15 protein-coding genes are annotated in these 18,203 nt (G+C 65.1%); 12 read left to right on the top strand and 3 right to left on the bottom strand.

All coding sequences use genetic code 11. The features are described 5' to 3' along the window. The first annotated feature begins 3 nt into the window (after positions 1-3). The 9 genes from meaB (at position 4) to M9955_23115 (ending at position 12,806) form a co-directional block, all read left to right on the top strand. Complete coding sequence (meaB, locus tag M9955_23155; GenBank protein ID MCO5084542.1) at positions 4-1,041, top strand: methylmalonyl Co-A mutase-associated GTPase MeaB; 1,038 nt, start codon at positions 4-6, stop codon at positions 1,039-1,041. Then, positions 1,038-2,750 carry a methylmalonyl-CoA mutase family protein gene (locus tag M9955_23150; protein ID MCO5084541.1) on the top strand — a complete coding sequence of 571 codons (1,713 nt, stop codon included), beginning with the start codon at positions 1,038-1,040 and terminating at the stop codon, positions 2,748-2,750. Before meaB ends, M9955_23150 begins: the two co-directional genes overlap by 4 nt. Before the next feature lie 220 nt (positions 2,751-2,970). After that, on the top strand, positions 2,971-3,861 hold the full coding sequence (locus M9955_23145) for an AraC family transcriptional regulator (GenBank protein MCO5084540.1): 891 nt from the start codon (positions 2,971-2,973) through the stop codon (positions 3,859-3,861). Between the two features lie 160 nt (positions 3,862-4,021). Then, positions 4,022-6,226, top strand: a complete 2,205-nt coding sequence (locus tag M9955_23140) for a TonB-dependent siderophore receptor (GenBank protein ID MCO5084539.1) — start codon at positions 4,022-4,024, stop codon at positions 6,224-6,226. Between the two features lie 90 nt (positions 6,227-6,316). Then, positions 6,317-7,102: an ATP-binding cassette domain-containing protein gene (locus M9955_23135; GenBank protein MCO5084538.1), complete on the top strand. Its 786-nt coding sequence runs from the start codon at positions 6,317-6,319 to the stop codon at positions 7,100-7,102. Between the two features lie 6 nt (positions 7,103-7,108). After that, complete coding sequence (locus tag M9955_23130; GenBank protein ID MCO5084537.1) at positions 7,109-7,981, top strand: ABC transporter substrate-binding protein; 873 nt, start codon at positions 7,109-7,111, stop codon at positions 7,979-7,981. Then, positions 7,974-9,950 (top strand): Fe(3+)-hydroxamate ABC transporter permease FhuB, encoded by a 1,977-nt coding sequence (gene fhuB / locus M9955_23125; GenBank protein ID MCO5084536.1) that lies wholly within the window; start codon positions 7,974-7,976, stop codon positions 9,948-9,950. The genes M9955_23130 and fhuB overlap by 8 nt, the downstream gene beginning before the upstream one ends. After that, positions 9,943-11,040, top strand: a complete 1,098-nt coding sequence (locus tag M9955_23120; protein ID MCO5084535.1) for a siderophore-interacting protein — start codon at positions 9,943-9,945, stop codon at positions 11,038-11,040. Before fhuB ends, M9955_23120 begins: the two co-directional genes overlap by 8 nt. A 35-nt stretch (positions 11,041-11,075) precedes the next feature. Next, positions 11,076-12,806, top strand: a complete 1,731-nt coding sequence (locus tag M9955_23115; GenBank protein MCO5084534.1) for an ABC transporter ATP-binding protein/permease — start codon at positions 11,076-11,078, stop codon at positions 12,804-12,806. 34 nt (positions 12,807-12,840) lie between these two features. Here M9955_23115 and M9955_23110 read toward each other — a convergent pair whose 3' ends face one another. Continuing rightward, positions 12,841-14,235, bottom strand: coding sequence for a S8 family serine peptidase (locus tag M9955_23110; protein MCO5084533.1), 1,395 nt, complete (start codon positions 14,233-14,235; stop codon positions 12,841-12,843). Positions 14,236-14,370: 135 nt separating this feature from the next. Between M9955_23110 and M9955_23105 the strand changes: the two genes are divergently transcribed. Both M9955_23105 and M9955_23100 read left to right on the top strand, forming a co-directional pair. After that, positions 14,371-14,898, top strand: a complete 528-nt coding sequence (locus M9955_23105; GenBank protein ID MCO5084532.1) for an RNA polymerase sigma factor — start codon at positions 14,371-14,373, stop codon at positions 14,896-14,898. 14 nt (positions 14,899-14,912) lie between these two features. After that, the gene (locus M9955_23100; GenBank protein ID MCO5084531.1) at positions 14,913-15,671 is read left to right on the top strand and encodes an anti-sigma factor; all 759 of its coding nucleotides are present in this window, start codon (positions 14,913-14,915) and stop codon (positions 15,669-15,671) included. On the opposite strand, the gene M9955_23095 is transcribed toward M9955_23100, so the two are convergent. Beyond that, positions 15,663-16,895 carry a PqqD family protein gene (locus M9955_23095; protein MCO5084530.1) on the bottom strand — a complete coding sequence of 411 codons (1,233 nt, stop codon included), beginning with the start codon at positions 16,893-16,895 and terminating at the stop codon, positions 15,663-15,665. The two genes, M9955_23100 and M9955_23095, sit on opposite strands and share 9 nt — an antisense overlap. An 88-nt stretch (positions 16,896-16,983) precedes the next feature. Continuing rightward, complete coding sequence (locus M9955_23090) at positions 16,984-17,331, bottom strand: hypothetical protein (protein ID MCO5084529.1); 348 nt, start codon at positions 17,329-17,331, stop codon at positions 16,984-16,986. A 264-nt stretch (positions 17,332-17,595) separates the two neighbouring features. Here M9955_23090 and M9955_23085 point away from each other — a divergent pair, with 264 nt between their 5' ends. Next, positions 17,596-18,126, top strand: coding sequence for a flavin reductase family protein (locus tag M9955_23085; protein MCO5084528.1), 531 nt, complete (start codon positions 17,596-17,598; stop codon positions 18,124-18,126). The last annotated feature ends 77 nt before the right edge of the window (positions 18,127-18,203 follow it).

Genomic DNA, 18,203 nt, shown 5'->3' with positions numbered 1-18,203 from the left:
GCCATGGACGCGTCGTGGCGCCGTCCCCTCGCCCGAGCGCTGAGCGCGGTTGAAAATCGCGCCGAGGGCTGGCGCGACGTCGTTCGCCGGAGCTACGCTTCGCCCGGCGACGCGCTGGTCATTGGCATCACCGGCCCGCCCGGCGCGGGCAAGTCTAGCCTGATCGATATTCTCGCTTCGATCTGGGCCGCCCAGGGACATCGCGTCGGCATCATCGCGATCGATCCGGCCAGTCCGTTCTCCGGCGGCGCGGTGCTCGGCGATCGTGTGCGGATGCGCCGCGCCGAGGATGACGAGCGCATCTTCATCCGTTCCATGTCGGCGCGTGGACATGGCGGCGGGCTGAACGAGGCCGCCGTCGATCTGTGCGCCGTGCTGGCGAGCCACGGGATCACGCGTATCCTGCTCGAAACCGTGGGCGTCGGCCAGAACGAGGTGGAGGTCGCCTTCGTCGCGGACTGCACGCTGGTGGTGTCGGTTCCCGGTCTGGGAGACTCGGTGCAGGCGGCCAAAGCCGGCTTGCTGGAGGTCGGCGACATCTATGTCGTGAACAAAGGCGACCTGCCCGGCGCGGATTCGGTCGCGCGTGATCTCAGGACCATGCTCGCCCTCGTGTTTCCGGGACGCCCCGGCGAAAATACCGGGGCAGCCGACGCGTCCATGATCGCCGGCGTCCCCGGCGCGGTGCGCTCCATACTGGCGGCCCGGTTCGGGGCGGCCGGGGAAAACGAAGGAGTCTGGCATCCGCCGGTCGTGGTCGTTTCCGCTGCCGAAAGCACCGCCGTGAACGATCTCGCGCTTGAGGTGGACGCCTTCGACGGCTGGCTTCGCAAAAGCGGGCATCTGGCCCGGCGCAGGCACGCCCGGATTGACAGGCATTTGCAGGGCCTGCTGACACGCCGCCTTCTTGACCGGCTGATGCGGAGCGACCCCATGCTCTCGGAGCACGGCCTTTCGGATTGGATATTCCGTGTCATGAACGGCGCTCTCGATCCCCATAGCGCCGTGGACGCCATACTGGTTCAGGGAGAGACGCCGTGAGACGAGAGAATCCGGTCGCAGCCGATAAAGCGCCTTCAGACCCGGAAACGACGGCTGCAACCGCGCATGCGCGCTGGCTGGATGAGCTCTACGCGCCCGCCATCAGGCAAATGCCCGAACGCCGCGCCTTCGAGGTCGATACAGGTGAGCGGATCGAACCCCTGTATTCGCCGGCGTCGCTGGAAAAGATCGGTTTCGACTTCGCCGCCGATGTCGGATTCCCGGGGGAATATCCTTTCACGCGCGGCGATTCCGCGACGATGTACCGGACGGAGCCGTTCGTCGTCTCCGCCTATTCGGGATATGGCGAAGCCACCGATTGCAACAAGCGCTTCAGGAAGCTGATCGAGCTCGGCGTGGAACAGATTCTGGTCGCATTCGATCTCCCGACCCAATGCGGTTATGATTCCGACGATCTGATGTCGACGGGCGAGGTCGGCAAGGTCGGCGTGTCGATCGACACGCTTGCCGATATGGAGCTGCTTTTCGACGGCATTCCCCTCAATTCGGTGAAACGCGTCGGGACCCTGGGCAATTCGATCGGTCCGATCGTTCTCGCCATGTATGCCCTCGTCGGCGAGAAACAGGGTCTGAAACCCGAAGACTACACGGTCAATCTACAGAATGACCCGCTGAAGGAATATCTGGCTCGCGGGACGCAGATCATTCCCGCAGCGCCGGCCGCGAAGCTCGCGGTCGATCCGGTGGAATGGTGCGTCACGCATGCGCCGAACTGGTCGCCGATCACCGTTTGCTACAACCATCTGAATGCCGGCGGCGCGGGCTCGACATGGGGTGCCGCGCTCGCCCTCGGCAATGCCGTCCATTATCTCGACCTGCTCGTCGCGCGGGGATTGCCGATCGACAGCGTAGCGTCGCTCTTCCACATGTTCCCGGACGAACGCCACGACTTCTTCGTGTCGGTGGCGAACCTGCGCGCGCTCCGCAAGGTATGGGCCAGGCTGCTGAGCGAGCGATATAGCGCGAGCGACCCACGTTCGCTTGCCTTGAAGACCACCGTCTACGGCCATGGCCAGGAAACGCTGCAGGAGCCCCTGAACAATATCGTCCGCATCGGCTTCGGCACGCTGGCCTACGTGCTCGGCGGCGCCAGCTATGTCTATATCGCCTCCTATGACGAAGCGGTCGGCACGCCGACCGAGGAGACCGTCAAGGTCGCGATCCGCACCCAGCAGATCATAGCCCACGAGCACGGCTTCACCGACACGATCGACCCCCTCGGAGGTTCCTATTTTGTCGAGACGCTGACCAGGAAGACCGCCAACGACATGCTAGACCATCTGAAGCGCATCGATGAACTGGGCGGCGCGCTCCGCGTGATCGACAGCGGTTTCGGCCGCGAGGTGATGAACCGCGGCGCCCAGCGGCGCCAGCAGCGGCTGGATCGCGGCGAGCGTCCATGGGTCACGGTCAACACCTGGCCGCAGCAGCCGAACGTGCCCAACACCGCCTTCCGGCTCGATCCGTCGACGACGGCGCGTCAGCATGAGAGGACGGCCAGGATTCGTCGCGAGCGGGACAATGCGCGCGTTGCGCGCGCCTTGGAGGCGATCGATCGTGCCTGCCAGTCCGGCGAGAACATGGTGCCGCCGGTCATGGAGGCCGTGCGCGCCTACGCCACGGTCGGCGAGATCGCCGAACGCTGGCGCCGGCATTTCGGTTCGTTCGAACCGTCATCGGCCTTCTGACAGCGATACATTCGCGGGCAGCGCCCTGACTCCGATCGGCGTCGTCCAATCGACGCCGGACGCACCGCCGTGACACCAAGCCTCTTCGTGCGAGCATTTGTCCGGATGCGCGAAAGTGCTCCTTGGGCCGACACCTTGCCGCAAATAACTTGAGTGGTATAATCATCTTTTTGATCCTCCCCTCAAGCGCAACGGCGAGACGGACACGTCCGGCATGGGAATGAACTTCAGCCCGAGAATGCACAGCGTGACGCACGGCTTCACCGTCGTCGGCGGACTGAAGTCGCGCGTCTGGGAAGGCATCGTGGCGGACGTCTGGGAAGTCGCCTGCGCGCTGGACGCAGGAGGCGACTATGTATCGCCCGATCCCCGCTTGTTCGTCGCGCTCGAACTCGACAGTACGGGCTCCTTCATCCTCGACCAGCACGATACGCGGGCGGCGGAGCGACATGATACGCCGTTGTCCATGAGCTTCGTGCCGGCCGGAATATTCATCCGCGGCAAGGCGGAAGGCCTGCAGCGCATGAAGCATCTCGATCTCCATTTCACCGAGGCGAGCCTGTTGAAGCGTTTCGGACGCAGTCTCGACCGCAGCCGCCTCACCCAGCCGCGCCTCGGCTTCCTCGATCCGCGCATCGCGAAGCTTGCCGTCGCCATCGCCGAGGAATGCGCCAATCATGATGCGCTTCATCTCTATGGCGAAGGTCTGGTGAACGCGCTGCTTGCGCTGTTGTTCGATGTCAGGCGGGAGGAAGGACGGCGGCGCCCTGCCCTTTCGCGTCATCAGCTGCGCCTGGTCACGGACTTCATAGACGCCCGGTGTCTTGAACCGTTCCGGCTCGCGGATCTCGCAGGCATTGCAGGTCTTTCCGAGAGCTATTTCAGCCACGCCTTCAAGGCCTCGACCGGCGTGCCCCCCCATCGCTGGCACATGCAGGCCCGGATCAGGAAGGTGCAGGAGATGCTGTCGTCTCCCGGCAATTCCTCGCTGACCGATATTGCCACCATGGCCGGGTTTTCCGATCAGGCGCATCTCAGCCGCGTTTTCAAGATGATCGTCGGCGTGACGCCCTCCGCCTGGATTCAGGCGACTTCGGCGCAAGCGCAGTGACATTTCTGCATCGCTTTGCGCAGAAGGCGCCAAAGCGCCCAAGAACGCACAAGTCCCACAAAAACATACAAGGCGCGATCGTGAAGTGGATATAAGCGGTCAACTTATGCCGCCGGTCGCATCCTGTGCGGTTTGGGCTTTTGCGTGCAGGGGACAATCGATGCGCAGATTTCATGCTTTTCTGGCCTGCGGCGTTGCCGCCATTTCATGCCTGTCGCCGGCTATGGCGCAGAACAACGGCACGACCGAGTTGCAGGAGGTCGTCGTCGAGGGCGAAGGACCGGGACAGGTTTCCGGTCAGGCGTCGGGCGGCGCTGACACCACCGGCGTCGACAAGGTTCAGGGCGTTGTCGCCAAGACGACACAGACCGGCTCGAAGGTGGCGACCGAGCTCAAGGAGATCCCGCAGTCGGTGTCGGTGATCGGTCGCGAGGAGATCGACGACCAGGGCGCCCAGAAGGCTGATGAAGCGCTGCGTTATACGGCAGGCGTCTTCGCCCAGCCCTTCGGCCCCGACAGCGACACCAACTGGGTCTTCATCCGCGGCTTCCAGGCTACCGCCACCGGGACCTACATGGATGGGCTCCAGCTCTTCAGCTACGCTTTCGGCGGCTTCTATGTGGACACGTTCGGACTCGAACGGATCGAGGTGCTCAAGGGCCCGGCCTCCGTCCTCTATGGCGGGAGCAATCCGGGCGGCATGATCAACTATGTCAGCAAGCGGCCGACCGGCGAGCGCCTGCGCTACGTCGAGACAGGCGTCAACGACGCCGGCAACGTCTATCTGGGCTTCGACGTCGGCGATGTCGCTAACGAGACCGTCAGCTACCGCGTCAACGGGCGCATCGCCGGCGGCGACACCTACAGCGACAACCAGGACGGTTTCCGCGGCTTCATCTCGCCGAGCGTGACCTGGCAGCCGGACGCGCAGACCAGGCTGACGATCCTCGCCAACTACACCCGCATCGACGAGAACCACAATGGCGGCAGTTTCCTGCCCTATGAAGGCACCGTGGTCGATCGTGTCTTCGGCGGCGTCAACTACGGCAAGATCAGCCGGTCCGCGAATTTCACCGAGCCGGATGTCGATCTCTACGACCGTCATCAGGGGTCGCTCGGCTATGAGTTCGAGCACACGTTCGACAATGACTGGACGGTGCGCTCGCATGCGCGTTTCGGCGCGGCCGACATCAGCGAGGTCAGCGTCTATCCGAACGGCTGGGCAAGCGCGACCGAGCTCGATCGCATCAATTTCGGCCATGACTCGCAGGTCATGACCTTCCTGTCGGACAGCCAGATCGAAGGCAAGTTCGAGACGGGTGCGGTCGAACACACCCTGCTCGCCGGCATCGAATCGAAATACTACAACATCGATCAGGTGCAGGGTTCCGCCCTGTTCGGCACCACGCCGCCGATCGACGCCTTCGATCCGGTCTACGGCGCCGCGCTCACACCGCGCGTCAGCTATCTCAATCAGGATCTCACGCAGAAGCAGATCGGCGCCTACGTGCAGGATCAGTTGCGCTTCAACGAGGGCTGGCTGGTGACGCTCAACGGCCGCTACGATCATGTCTGGACCGAGTCCCACGACCGCGCGACCTTCTACTCGCCGACGCAGGACAGCAGGAACGAGAGCGATAATGGCGAGTTCTCCGGCCGCGCCGGCATCGCCTACGAGTTCGCCAATGGCGTGACGCCCTACGCCAGCGTGTCGACCTTCTTCAATCCGGTGATCGGCACCAACAGCGCCGGCGATCTCTTCGTACCGGAGACGGGCGTGCAATACGAGGTCGGCGTCAAATACGTGCCGACCTTCGTCGACGGCATCTTCACCGTCTCGCTGTTCGACCTGACACGCGAGAACGTGCCGGTGGCGGACCCCGCCAACATCTTCGCGCAGGTGCAGACCGGCGAGATGCGCTCGCGCGGGATCGAGCTGGAAGCGAAGGTGAACGTCACCGAGAACTTCAAGGTGACCGGCGCCTTCACCGCCTACGACCTCGAGATCACCGAGGACACCGATCCGACGGTGATCGGCAAGACGCCGTTCATCGTGCCGGAAGTGATGGCGTCGGCTTCCGCCGACTACACGTTCCGCAATTCCGATGCCTGGTACGACGGCATTTCGGTTGGCGGCGGCGTCCGCTATGTCGGATCGTCATGGGCCGACAACCAGAACACGCTGAAGGTTCCGAGCGCCACTCTGGTCGACCTCAAGCTCGGCTACGAGCGGGAGAACTGGGGTGTCGATCTCAACGTCACAAACCTGTTCGACAAGGCCTATGTAGCGAGCTGCCAGACGGCCCTGACCTGCAGCTACGGCGAAGGCCGCTCGTTCAAACTGAGGGCGCACGCCAAGTGGTAGCCGGCTTCGGGCCCGGTTTTCGCACCGGTCCCTTGTTCGAAACGTTCTGCGCGTCCACACATCCGGTCCACGGCAACCGGGATTAGCATGATGTCGGACGCGCGGACCTTCTTCGATCTCAACGCCGTTTCCTTCGCCGTCGACGGGCGAACCATCGTCAAGCCGACGACGCTCGGCCTGCGCCCGTCGCTCGTCTACGGCCTCGTCGGTCCCAACGGTTCCGGCAAGAGTTCGCTGGTCAGGCTTCTCGCCCGGCAGCAGGCGCATTCGGGCGGGCGCATCACGCTTCTGGGCAAGGATCTCGGCTCGTATGGCGACCGGGAATTCGCGCGGACTGTCGCTTACATGCCGCAATTCACCCCGCCGGCCGAAGCGATGACCGTGCGGGAGCTGGCCTGCCTCGGCCGCTTCCCCTGGCATGGCACGCTCGGGCGTTTCGGCGCATCGGACAGCGGGACGGTGGAAGAGGCGCTGAGGCAGACCGACCTGATCCCGTTCGCGGATCGGCTCGTGGACAGCCTGTCGGGGGGAGAACGGCAGCGCGCGTGGCTGGCGATGATGCTCGCGCAGGATACGCGCTGCCTGCTGCTGGACGAGCCGACATCGGCGCTCGACATCGCCCATCAGGCCGAGATGCTGGCGCTGGTGCGGCGTCTCGCCGGCGAACGCGGGGTCATGGTGGTCGTCGTCCTGCACGACATCAACATGGCCGCCCGCTACTGCGACGAGATCATCGCGCTCTCCGACGGGCGGATATCGGCGCAAGGCGCGCCCTCGGAGATCGTTCGGCCCGATCTGCTGGCCGATATCTACGGCATCGCCATGGGCACGATGCCGCATCCGCGGACCGGCGAGCCGCTCACCTATCTGGTTTGAGGCGCTATGGTTTCCGGCATCACCAGACGCGGCCTGCTCGCTTCCGCCTTTCTTTGCAGCCTTGCCCCCGGCCGATCGCGGGCCGCAAGCCCACGCTTTGCCGTCATCGACTGGGGCATGCTGGAAACCTCGCTCGCCATCGGCGCAGCGCCGGCAGCCGCGACCGAACTCGTGCAATTCCGCAAGCTCGTCATCGAACCGGACTTTTCAGAAGCGACGGTGGACCTCGGCCTGCGCGGCTCGCCGAACTACGAACTGCTGCGCCTCGTGGCGCCCGATCTCGTCGTTATCTCCAACTTTTATGAGTACCAGCGCCCTGCGCTCGAACGCATCGCTCCGATACTCTCTCTGCCGGTCTACGAGGCCGGCAAGCCGCCTTTTCCGCTGGCCGAGCGCGCCGCGCGTGAACTGGGACGCCGTCTGGACCGGGCGAAAAGCGCGGCAGCCTATATCGAGGATACCGCCGCACAGATCGCCGCGGCGCGCGAACAGCTGAAACCGCTCGCCGGGCGGCCTGTCTTCGTCATCAGCCTCGGCGATTCGCGGCATTTCAGGGCATTCGGCGCGGACTCAATGGTCGGAGACGTGCTTGCGCGTCTCGGCCTCACCAATGCGTGGACGGACGCCACCAGCTACAGCGCGGCGGCGCCGGTGGGTCTGGAAGCTCTGGCCCGGCAGCCGGACGCCGCGATCGTCATCGTCTCGCCGATCCCGCCCGAGGTCTCGCGCACGCTGGCGGAAAACGCCTTGTGGAACGCGGTGGCGCGGGGACGCGTGGCGATTCTCGATCCGATCAACCATTTCGGCGGGCTCCCTTCCGCGCGGCGCTTTGCACGGCTGCTGAGCGAAGCAGCCACCGAGTGGGGACGCCATGGCTGAGCGTCGCCCGCTGCCGGTCTATCTCTGGGGGTTGCTCGCCGCGCTTGCCGTGGCGCTGTTCGCGCATCGACTCGTCGCGGCATGGCCAGACGCGTCCTCGCCAGCCGGCATCGACCTCCAGTCGGTCATCCTTCGCTACACGGTGATGCCGCGCGCGGCAGTGGCGATCCTTGCCGGTGCGGCCCTCGGGCTGGCGGGATTGCTGTTGCAGCGCGTCCTGCGCAATCCGCTGGCGGAGCCTTCGACGCTCGGCATCTCTGCCGGCGCGCAGCTCGCAATGGCCGCGTCGACCATTCTCGTCCCGGCCTGGATGGCGTGGTCGCCGATCGCCGTCGCCTTTGCCGGCGGTTTGCTGGCGGTCGCGGCCGTGCTCTCGCTGACATGGCGGCGCGGTCTGGAGCCCGTATCCGTGGTGCTCGCCGGCATGATGGTCGCGCTCACCTGCAATTCCGCCAGCGCCGCGCTGATCCTCGCCAATGGCGAATATCTGTTCTCGCTCTTCATCTGGGGCGGCGGCTCGCTGGTGCAGCAGAGCTGGGAGCCGGCCCGGGCGGTCGCGTTGCCGCTTGTCGCCGGGCTCGTCGTTGCGGGACTGATGCTGCGGCCGCTGGCGATCCTCGGTCTGGACGATGCGTCGGCCAGAAGTCTCGGCATCGCGCTCAATGCCAGCCGCCTGCTGGTCATCGCGCTGGCGGTATGGATCGCCACGACGGTCGCCGCCGAAGTGGGCGTCATCGGGTTCGTCGGTCTCGCCGCGCCGGCATTGGCGACGCTGTCCGGCGCGCGCAGCCTCGGCCAGCGACTGGTCGCGGCGCCGCTGATCGGCGCCATCCTGCTGTGGCTCACGGACGGCCTCGTCCAGCTCGCCGCCGGTCAGGGCGGCGAGCGCATACCGACCGGCGCGGCCACGGCGCTGCTCGGCGGGCCGCTGCTGCTGTGGCTGCTGCCCCGCCTGCGGATGTTCGAATGGCCGTCTCTCAACCGGCCGGGCTGGACCGCGCGACGCAGCCTCCTGCCGTGGCGCACCCTGATGCTGATCCTTGCGGGCACGATCGCGGCCGTCGCTGTCGCCTTGATGGTCGGGCAAGGCCCGGAAGGCTGGTTCATCGCGACGGGGGGCATGTTTGCCGAACTCACGGAGTGGCGCGCACCCCGCGTCGGCGTCGCCGCGGCAGCCGGCGCCATGCTGGGTGCGGCGGGCATCATCGTCCAGCGGCTCACCGGCAACCCGCTTGCAAGCCCTGAGGTGCTGGGCGTCGGCGCGGGCGCCGGAGCAGGGCTCGCCGTCGTCGTGCTCCTGGACATCACCGCAGGACTGAGCTGGCAGCTCGCCGGATCAGCAGCCGGCGCCTTCATCGTGCTGGTTGCCATGCTCGCCGTCGCGGCGCGCAGCAATTTCGGGCCGGAGCGGCTGCTGCTGGCGGGTGTCGCCATGAGCGCTGTCTGCAGTGCCCTTCTCACGGCCATCATCGCGCTCGGAAACGCCCAATCCTATGTTCTGCTGCGCTGGCTGAGCGGCTCGACCAGCGACGCTACAATGTCGCAGGCATGGCTGGCGCTGGCCCTGCTGGCGTTGACCTGCATTCCTCCGCTGCTGGCCTTTCGATGGCTGGATATCCTCCCGCTCGGGTCGACCGCTGCGCGGAGCCTCGGCCTGCCGCTGAAGCCGGCGCGCTTCGTCCTGATCGGTCTGACCGCGCTCGTCACCGCCTTCGCCGCCATCTTTGTCGGCCCCCTGAGCTTCGTCGGCCTCATCGCGCCGCATCTGGCCCGGCTGTCCGGCCTCGCGAGGGCGCGCGAGCATTTCATCGGCTCGGTCCTGATCGGCGCGGTGCTGATGATTCTCTCGGACTGGCTGGCGCGCATGGCCGCCTTCCCCTATCAGTTGCCGGTCGGCCTGTTCGCGTCGCTGATCAGCGGTCCCTATCTGGTCTATCTGCTCGGCAAAGGAGTGCAGCGTCATGGCTGAGATGCCCCGTTTCCTGACCGCGTCGGCGGAGATCGCCGTTGCTTCGCCGCAAGACGTGATGAAGCGGCTGTGTGCGCATTTCGCGGAGTTTGGAGACGCGACCGTCGATGGCAGATGTGCGCGCATCGACACCGGCTTCGGCACAGCGGCGATCGAGGCCTGCGAACGTTGCCTTAAGATCCTGGCGGCCGGCAAGGACGATACGTCGCTCGCCTATGTCAAGCTCGCGATTGCCGAAAACCTGCTCCATTTCGCGGCGGTGGAAAAGCCGCGCATCGCCTGGCAAGGCGACGGCGCCGCCGGCAATCCCCTTCCCTACTTCCGTGAAATGCAGGTCGTGCGCGCGGTCGATGTCACCCCGCATATGCGCCGCCTGACGCTTGCCGGCGACGACCTCGGCCGCTTCGCGAGCGGCGGCCTGCATGTGCGCCTGCTCATTCCAAAGTCCCGTGATGTCAGGCCGGCATGGCCGGTAACCGGCGAGGACGGCCGACCGCTCTGGCCGGAGGGAGACGCCCGGCCGGACGTGCGCATCTACACGATCCGGCACATCGACATCAAGGCCGACGAGGTCGATATCGACTTCGTCATGCATGAAGGCGCGCACATGCCCGGCGCACGCTTTGCCCGGAACGCGCAGCCCGGCGATCTCGTCGGCATGACGGGTCCCGGAGGCGGCTCGGCCGGCGAGGCCGACTGGTATCTGCTGGCGGGCGACGAGACCGCGCTTCCGGCAATCGCCCGCATACTGGCCGAGATGCCGGCAGACAGGCATGCGATTGTCCGTATCGAAGTCGGTGGAAGCCTCGACGAACAGCCATTGCCCTCCGCCGCGAAGGTCGACCTGAAATGGCTGCATCGCGGCGCGGCCGAGCCGGGCGCGACGACCCTGCTGGAGGATGCGGTCCGCGCCGTGGAATGGCCGCTTGCCGGTACACGGGTGTTTGCATGGGCAGGCTGCGAGCACAGGAGCTTTCGCGCGATCCGCACGTATCTGAGGCAGGAGCGCCGGCTCAAGCGCGACGAGCACCTTGCCGTCGCCTATTGGCGGCGGGGCGCCAGCGGCGACGAGGCGCGAAAAGAGGATTGACGGCCCGGCCCTCATATCCGACGAAAGCCGCCGTCATGATCCGTCGCTTCTTCGAATATTATCGCCCCTGGAAGGGCCTGTTCCTTCTGGATTTCTGCTGCGCGGTCCTGTCCGGGCTGCTCGAGCTCGGCTTTCCGATCGCCGTCAAGCTGTTCGTCGACGAACTGCTGCCGACGCAGCAATGGACGACGATCGTCATCGCGGCGGTGGGCCTGCTCTTCATCTATGCGGTGAATACCGGGCTCATGGCCGTGGTCGTCTATTGGGGCCACATGCTCGGCATCAACATCGAGACCGAGATGCGCCGCCGCAGCTTCGACCATCTCCAGAAGCTGTCGTTCCGCTTCTACGACGACAACAAGACCGGACATCTGCTCGCGCGCGTGACCAAGGATCTGGAGGAGATCGGCGAGATCGCCCATCACGGGCCGGAAGATCTTTTCATCGCCGTCATGACCTTCCTCGGCGCGTTGGTGCTGATGTTCTGGATCAATGCCGAACTGGCGCTGATCACCGCGGCCGTCATCCCGCTCGTCGCCTGGATGACGAGCCGCTACGGCGCGCGCATGACGCGGAACTGGCAGGCTATCTACCGCCGCATCGGGGACTTCAACGTCCGGCTGGAGGAGAATATCGGCGGCATGCGCGTCGTTCAGGCCTTCGGCAACGAGGACCACGAGCGCAGCCTTTTTGCGAGGGACAACGCAAACTACCGGCGGACCAAGCTGGACGCCTACCGCATCATGGCCGCCAGCACCTCGCTGAGCTACATGAGCATGCGGTTGATCCAGCTGATCGTCATGATCGCCGGCAGCTACTTCGTCATCATCGGCTCGCTGTCGGCAGGCGGCTTCGTCAGCTTCCTCTTGCTGGTCAACGTCTTTTTCCGCCCGATCGACAAGATCAACTCCGTCATCGAAACCTATCCCAAGGGCATTGCCGGGTTTCAGCGCTATCTCGATCTTCTCGATACGGAACCCGACATCGCCGACAGGCCGGGCGCCACAACGATGTCCAAGCTCGCCGGCAATATCGCCTATCGCGACGTGTCGTTCGGCTACGAGAACGGCCGGAAGGTGCTGTGTAACGTCGATCTCGACATCGCCGCGGGACAGACAGTCGCATTCGTCGGGCCGTCCGGCGCCGGCAAGACGACGCTCTGCTCTCTGCTGCCGCGCTTTTACGAGGTGCAGTCGGGCGCGATCCTCATCGACGGCGTCGACATACGCGACATGACGCTGGCCTCGCTGCGCAACAATATCGGCATCGTCCAGCAGGACGTGTTCCTGTTCGGCGGCAGCATCCGCGAGAACATCGCCTATGGTCGCCTTGATGCGGGCGAGGCGGACATCGTGGAGGCGGCGCGGCGCGCCCGCCTGGACAGGCTGATCGCAAGCCTTCCCGCCGGTCTCGACACGATCATCGGCGAGCGCGGCGTCAAATTGTCGGGAGGCCAGAAGCAGCGGCTGGCGATCGCCCGCATGTTCCTCAAGAATCCGCCCATCCTGATCCTCGACGAGGCGACCTCGGCGCTCGACATCGAGACGGAGCGCGAGATCCAGCAGTCGCTGGCCGAGCTTGCGATCGGGCGGACCACGCTCGTCATCGCGCACCGGCTGGCGACGATACGCCATGCGGACCGCATCGTCGTGGTCGCCGACAACGGCATCGTCGAGACCGGGTCCCATGCCGATCTCGTGGTGCGCGGCGGCATCTACAGCCGGCTGGATGCCGCGCAGCAAAGCGCGTTCGCAAGCAGATCCTAGGGCCCTTCGGTTGAAGTCAGGCGTCGCCTGCCGTTCATTCGGTCTCGCAAAGATTTTCGGCGTTCAGGAGACCCCAGCCGAAGACGGGGTCCTTGCCCGGCTGGCCGAGATCCTCGGCGTCCTTGCGCAGAATTTCTATCGCCGGAACCTGCCCCGGCGCGCGTGACTTCACGAGGGCCGTTGCGGCAGCGACGAACGGAGCCGCGAAGGACGTGCCCGTTTTGGGACGCGTCCCCTTGATGGACGCGGCAGCCCAGACTCCCACGCCCGGCGCGGCTATGTCGACATAGTCGCCCTGATTTGCCCGGCGATAGGCTCTCTTGCGCCGATCGACGGCGGTGACCGCGATCACATTCTCGTAGGCGGCAGGATAGGCGGCCTTTGCCGAAGGCCCGTCATTGCCGGCGGCCGCGACGATCTCGACATGCTTCTCGCCGAGCGTGGAAACGAGCCTGGCAAGCAACGCATTGTCAGGTCCGGACAGGCTCATGTTGATCACGTTGACGGAGCGGCCCGCCAGCAGGTCGATGGCGCGGACCAGATCGTAGGCTTCGGCGCGGTCGTTCGCCTTGAACGCATCCACTGCGATCAACTTCGCATGCGGCAGCAGGCCGGGAGTGCCGCTCGGTCCCGTGCCCACGAGCAGCGACGCGACTGCCGTTCCGTGCTGCCGCGTGGATTGGCTCCTGGCAGCCGGATCGAGACGCAGCACTTCGATGTCGCTCGACCGGAAGGTCTCGTGCTTTTCGTTGATCGCTGTATCGATGAGACCGATCGTGACGTTCCCGGCGAGGCAGCTCTGTCCGACCGTTGTCGACGGCCACCCGACGAGGCTGGGCGCGACACAGGGTTGGCCGCCGCAGCCGAACTCCTGGCTCGGGCTGTAGAAATGGTTGAAGTCGACGGAAGCGTTCGGCGCGAGCTCTCTCACGCTGTCGCGCACAGCTTGCAGGCTCTGGCCCGCAGGCGGATCAAGCTTGACGACGTCGCCACCGACCGCACCGACCGTATGTCGCGACCGGATCTGGAATCCGCGGTCGATCAGAGCTGTAATCTGGGAATCATCCAGGCCTATGGCAACGATCTCGTCGGCCGGATACGGCGCCGGGGCAGCGGGCCGCTGGCGCGAGGCGCGACGCGATTTGCCCGAATTCCTCGATGGGCGCTTGAGAAACTGAAGGAACTTCGGAACCGTGATCCTGCTGCCTGAAGAAGCGCCGCGGCGACGGTCGCCTTCCCTGGAAAAGCCGCTGGCTCCATCGTCGTCATCGTCATCCCCGTCGTCGTCATCATCCGCATAGGCGATGCTGCCGCCTGGAAATGGCGACTCCCGCATACCCACATCCGCGACCACAAAGGCGAAAGCGACGCACAGGGAGAGCAAACCACGCCGCCGCAGGCCGCAGATCCGTGAAAGTACCGTCGCCATGCGCTGACCTCTTGTTCCGTTGCTATTCCGTCGAAGCGGCGTCCACTGGACATTCCGGTCCGGCGCAACGAAAACGTGCATGGAGGTGGCTTATTCCACTGCGAACCGGACAGACAACCTCGGCGGCAAACACTTATGATTGATCGGAAGACAGTCGTCGCAGACCAGCTCGTCGCATTCCTGCCGAACCTGCGCCGGTTCGCGATTTCGCTGTGCCGCTCTCGGGACCTGGCCGATGATCTGGTTCAGGCGGCCTGCGAAAAGGCGATCGCCCATGCCGAAGCCTTCGAGCCCGGCACGCGATTCGACGCATGGATCTTCCGTATCCTCCGGAACAACTGGATCGATCACGTCCGGCGGCAAAGGACCGCAGGTCCGCAGGACGACATAAGCGACAGGACCGATCTTGTCGGAACATCTGGCGAGCGCGAGACCGAGGCACGCCTGACGCTCAGATCGGTATCCGAGGCAATTGACGGCCTGCCGGACGAGCAGCGCGAGGTGCTGCTTCTGGTCTGCGTGGAGGACCTTTCCTATCGGGAGGCCGCGGACGTGCTCGGCGTGCCGATCGGCACGGTCATGAGCCGGCTCGCCCGCGCCCGCAAAAATCTCGCGGCGGCGACCGGAATAAGTTCGGACTCCGATCGTTCTGGCTCAACGTGAGGCAAGGTAGACCCATGACGCGATTTTCCGACGAGACAGTCATGCGCTATGTGGATGGCGAACTCGGCGATGCCGAGAGCGCGGAGATCGAATCCGCGCTCGAAACCGACCGTGAGCTGGCGGCTCGGGTCGAGCTTTTTGCCGGAACGCGCCTGTCAGCGAAGGAAGCGCTCGCGCCACTGCTTGCCGAGCCTGTACCTGCCACGCTGAAGGCGAACGTGGAGGCGATGGTCGCTGCCGCACGCGACAAACCCGCCGATTCCGCGCCTGCCCGCGCCGACGCCGTTGAGAGGCCGCGCCTGCTTTCGCCCGCCAACGATTGGTGGCGGCCCGCGGCTGCGGCCTGCGTCGCGGGCCTGCTCGGCGTCGTCGTTGGGTTCATGGCGTCCGGCCGCAACGAAAGCGGCGGGCTTGAGATCGCACATGTCGACCGCAGTGCGCTGACGCAGGCACTGCGAACGATTCCGATGGGCCAGGAAGAGGACCTTCCCGGCGGCGACGCCCGGTTCAGGGCCATTGCGAGCTACTATGACAACCAGAACCTGCTCTGCCGCGAGTTCGAACTCGACCTAAGCGCAGGCCAGAGGGTCACCTCTGTGACCTGCAATGAGGAGGGTGAGTGGCGGGTGCGGTTCGCTGTCAACGCGGATGCCGGAGAAGGGTATTCGCCTGCCTCATCCTCCGAAGCGCTGGAGGCCTACCTCTCGGCAGTCCAGGCTGCGGAACCGCTGACTGCCGAGGAGGAGGCACAGGCTCTCCGGAAATTACGCTGAGGGGATCGACGGTCGCGGCTCCGTTTCGCGCCTGATCAGTCCACGGGCCAGCATCGCCTCGAAAAGTCTGCGGACATCGCGCCGCGCGCGCCGGCCGTCGAGATCTGGAAACGCCTCGCGGATCAGCCTCGCGGCCTCGAATTGCCCGAAGGGCCGCGCGAGAAGGTTCCAGATCGCCGCTCCGATGGCGTTCAGATGCAACACGGTATTTCCATCCGGCGCGATCAGGAAGGATTCGCCGTCCAGCGATTCCATCGCAATATCGGGGACTTGTCTATAAAGCCGCTCGCGCATGCGCCGCCGGGAACTTTCCTGTATCCACGTCTGATAGGGTTCTTCGCGATGCCCGGCGCTGTCAACTCGCGGGCCGGGTATAGGATCGAAAGCGTCCCCGCCGAGTGCGCGACTCAATATTTCGACCGCTTCGTCGAGGTCGGAAAAGCTCAGGCGCAGGCAAGGCTTGCTGTCGATCAGGGTTCTCAACGTGGAAAATGTCGAGGCGGCCGCGCCATCGCGCATGAAGTTCTGACGTACGAGGTGCTGCATGGCCTCGGCGCGCGTCGCGCGTTCCAGTCTGGCGCCGCCCTCGATCTTGCGCTCAAGCAGGACGAAAGCGCCGATCGGGCACAGCGAACCGAATGGCGCAAGCATCTGCGGCGGCATCCGGACATACCGGTATCTGTCGTTCGATGGTCCTTCGTTGTGCCCGACGAAGGAAGACAGCCGCGTACCCGCCTCGACGGGCAAAGGCAGCCGCAATCGCGGCAGGATGCCGAGCGACATGCCTTCGCCCTGCGCCGTCAAGGGCAGCAGGTCGTCGGCATAGGCGCGGATACCTCCGGCAGCAAGTCTTGCGATGAGCGTGCTCTTTCCGGCGCGGCTCACGCTGGGAAATACGACGAGGCTTCCACCGAACTCCGCTGCGCCGCAATGCATGCAGAGGAAATCGGGATTGGAATCGATCCAGCCCCGGACGAGATCGATGATGAAGCTGCATACGGCGCAGACGTCGTCATATTCGATCATCGGCTGTTCCAGCCAGGACGCACCGATTCGATAGTGACCATCACCCGCATGCCGGATTTCGATGAGCGGCGGCGTGTCGGGGTTGATCTCGGCGACGGCGAACGGCCAGCTCGCGATGATGGTCCGCATGAGCGGAACGAGATTTTCGCAGCCGACGAGCCGAACAGGCTGCGGCACACCGGCGAACATCAGGTCCATGACGATCGTCCTTCAGCGGTCGCGACAATTCCGGGCGAAGGCCCTTCCCGCGACGGCCTTGCATCGCGGGAAGAGCGGCAACTCCCTGTCAGCTTCCGAAGGCGCGACGGATCGGACGGAGGAAGGCCGGTTCGCGACCGCTCCTGCGACCACGACGTCCGGAGCCGCCGCTGCCACGCGCGCCGCCGCGGCCGCCACGGCCGCCGGCGCCGCTTCCGCGCGAACCTCGGCTGCCGCCCGACCCGCGACCGCCGCCACCACCGCCGCTGCCGCCCGAACCTCCGGAGCCCGAGGAGGCGTGCGCCTTGTTGAGGTCCAGCATCGCCGGCGCGACGTAAAGCGCGCCCGCAGCCAGGCCAAGACGCATCAACGCGCCGCGCCGGCTGATACCGGCCTGCGTCTCATTCGCATTCGGCTCTTTGACGGTTTTGGTCATCGGTTTTCTCCTTTGATCAGTTCGTTGAGCGAAGCGGACGGTTCATTCGCTGGTTCAACAGCTCCGCCGACTTCAGGCGGACGAACGGGCGGCTTCGGATTTTATTCCCTCGGAGGAATTCGATGCCGACCCGTCACCGGATTACTCGAAATCCCGGTCGCCGTCTTGATGCCTGTCAAAGCGGCCCGGCCCTGCTGCGAGCATCATTCTTCTTAGGAATATGCCGCCGTGCCTATGCCTGCACCGGAAACGGGAGATGCGACAATGAAGGAACTGCCGCTCGCCAGGGTCTACCAACTCATTGAACCCGGTCCGGTCGTTCTGCTCACGACCAGCCACAAGGGCCGGCGAAACGTCATGACCATGTCCTGGCATATGATGGTCGAGTTCACGCCGCCGATGATCGCGTGCATCGTATCGACCGGCGATTTCAGTTTCACGGGACTGAAGGCCACGAAGGAATGCGTGATCGCGGTCCCCGGCGCGGAGCTGGCCGAAAAGGTGGTTCAGGTCGGCAACTGCTCTGGCCGGGACACCGACAAATTCGAGACATGCGATCTGACACCGCTTCCCGCCGAATGCGTGAAGGCGCCGCTCGTCGCGGAGTGCTTCGCCAATCTCGAGTGCCGGGTCGTCGATACACGGCTGGTGAACAGGTACAACCTTTTCGTCCTGCAGGTCCTGAAGGCCTGGGTCGACCCGCACCAGTCGCACCCGCAGACGATTCATCATCGCGGATATGGAGAGTTCGCCGTGGACGGCGAGATCATCCATCTCGAATCCCCGATGCCGTAGCGCCGATCTTCAGCCAGAGCCGCAACTGTTTGACGCGCGTCAAAGCAGAGGAAGCGGATACGGTCTAGGATGGTTTG

This window comes from Rhizobiaceae bacterium (assembly GCA_023953845.1).
Classification (GTDB): Bacteria; Pseudomonadota; Alphaproteobacteria; order Rhizobiales; family Rhizobiaceae; genus Arvimicrobium.
This window is presented reverse-complemented; position numbering and strand designations above follow the sequence as displayed.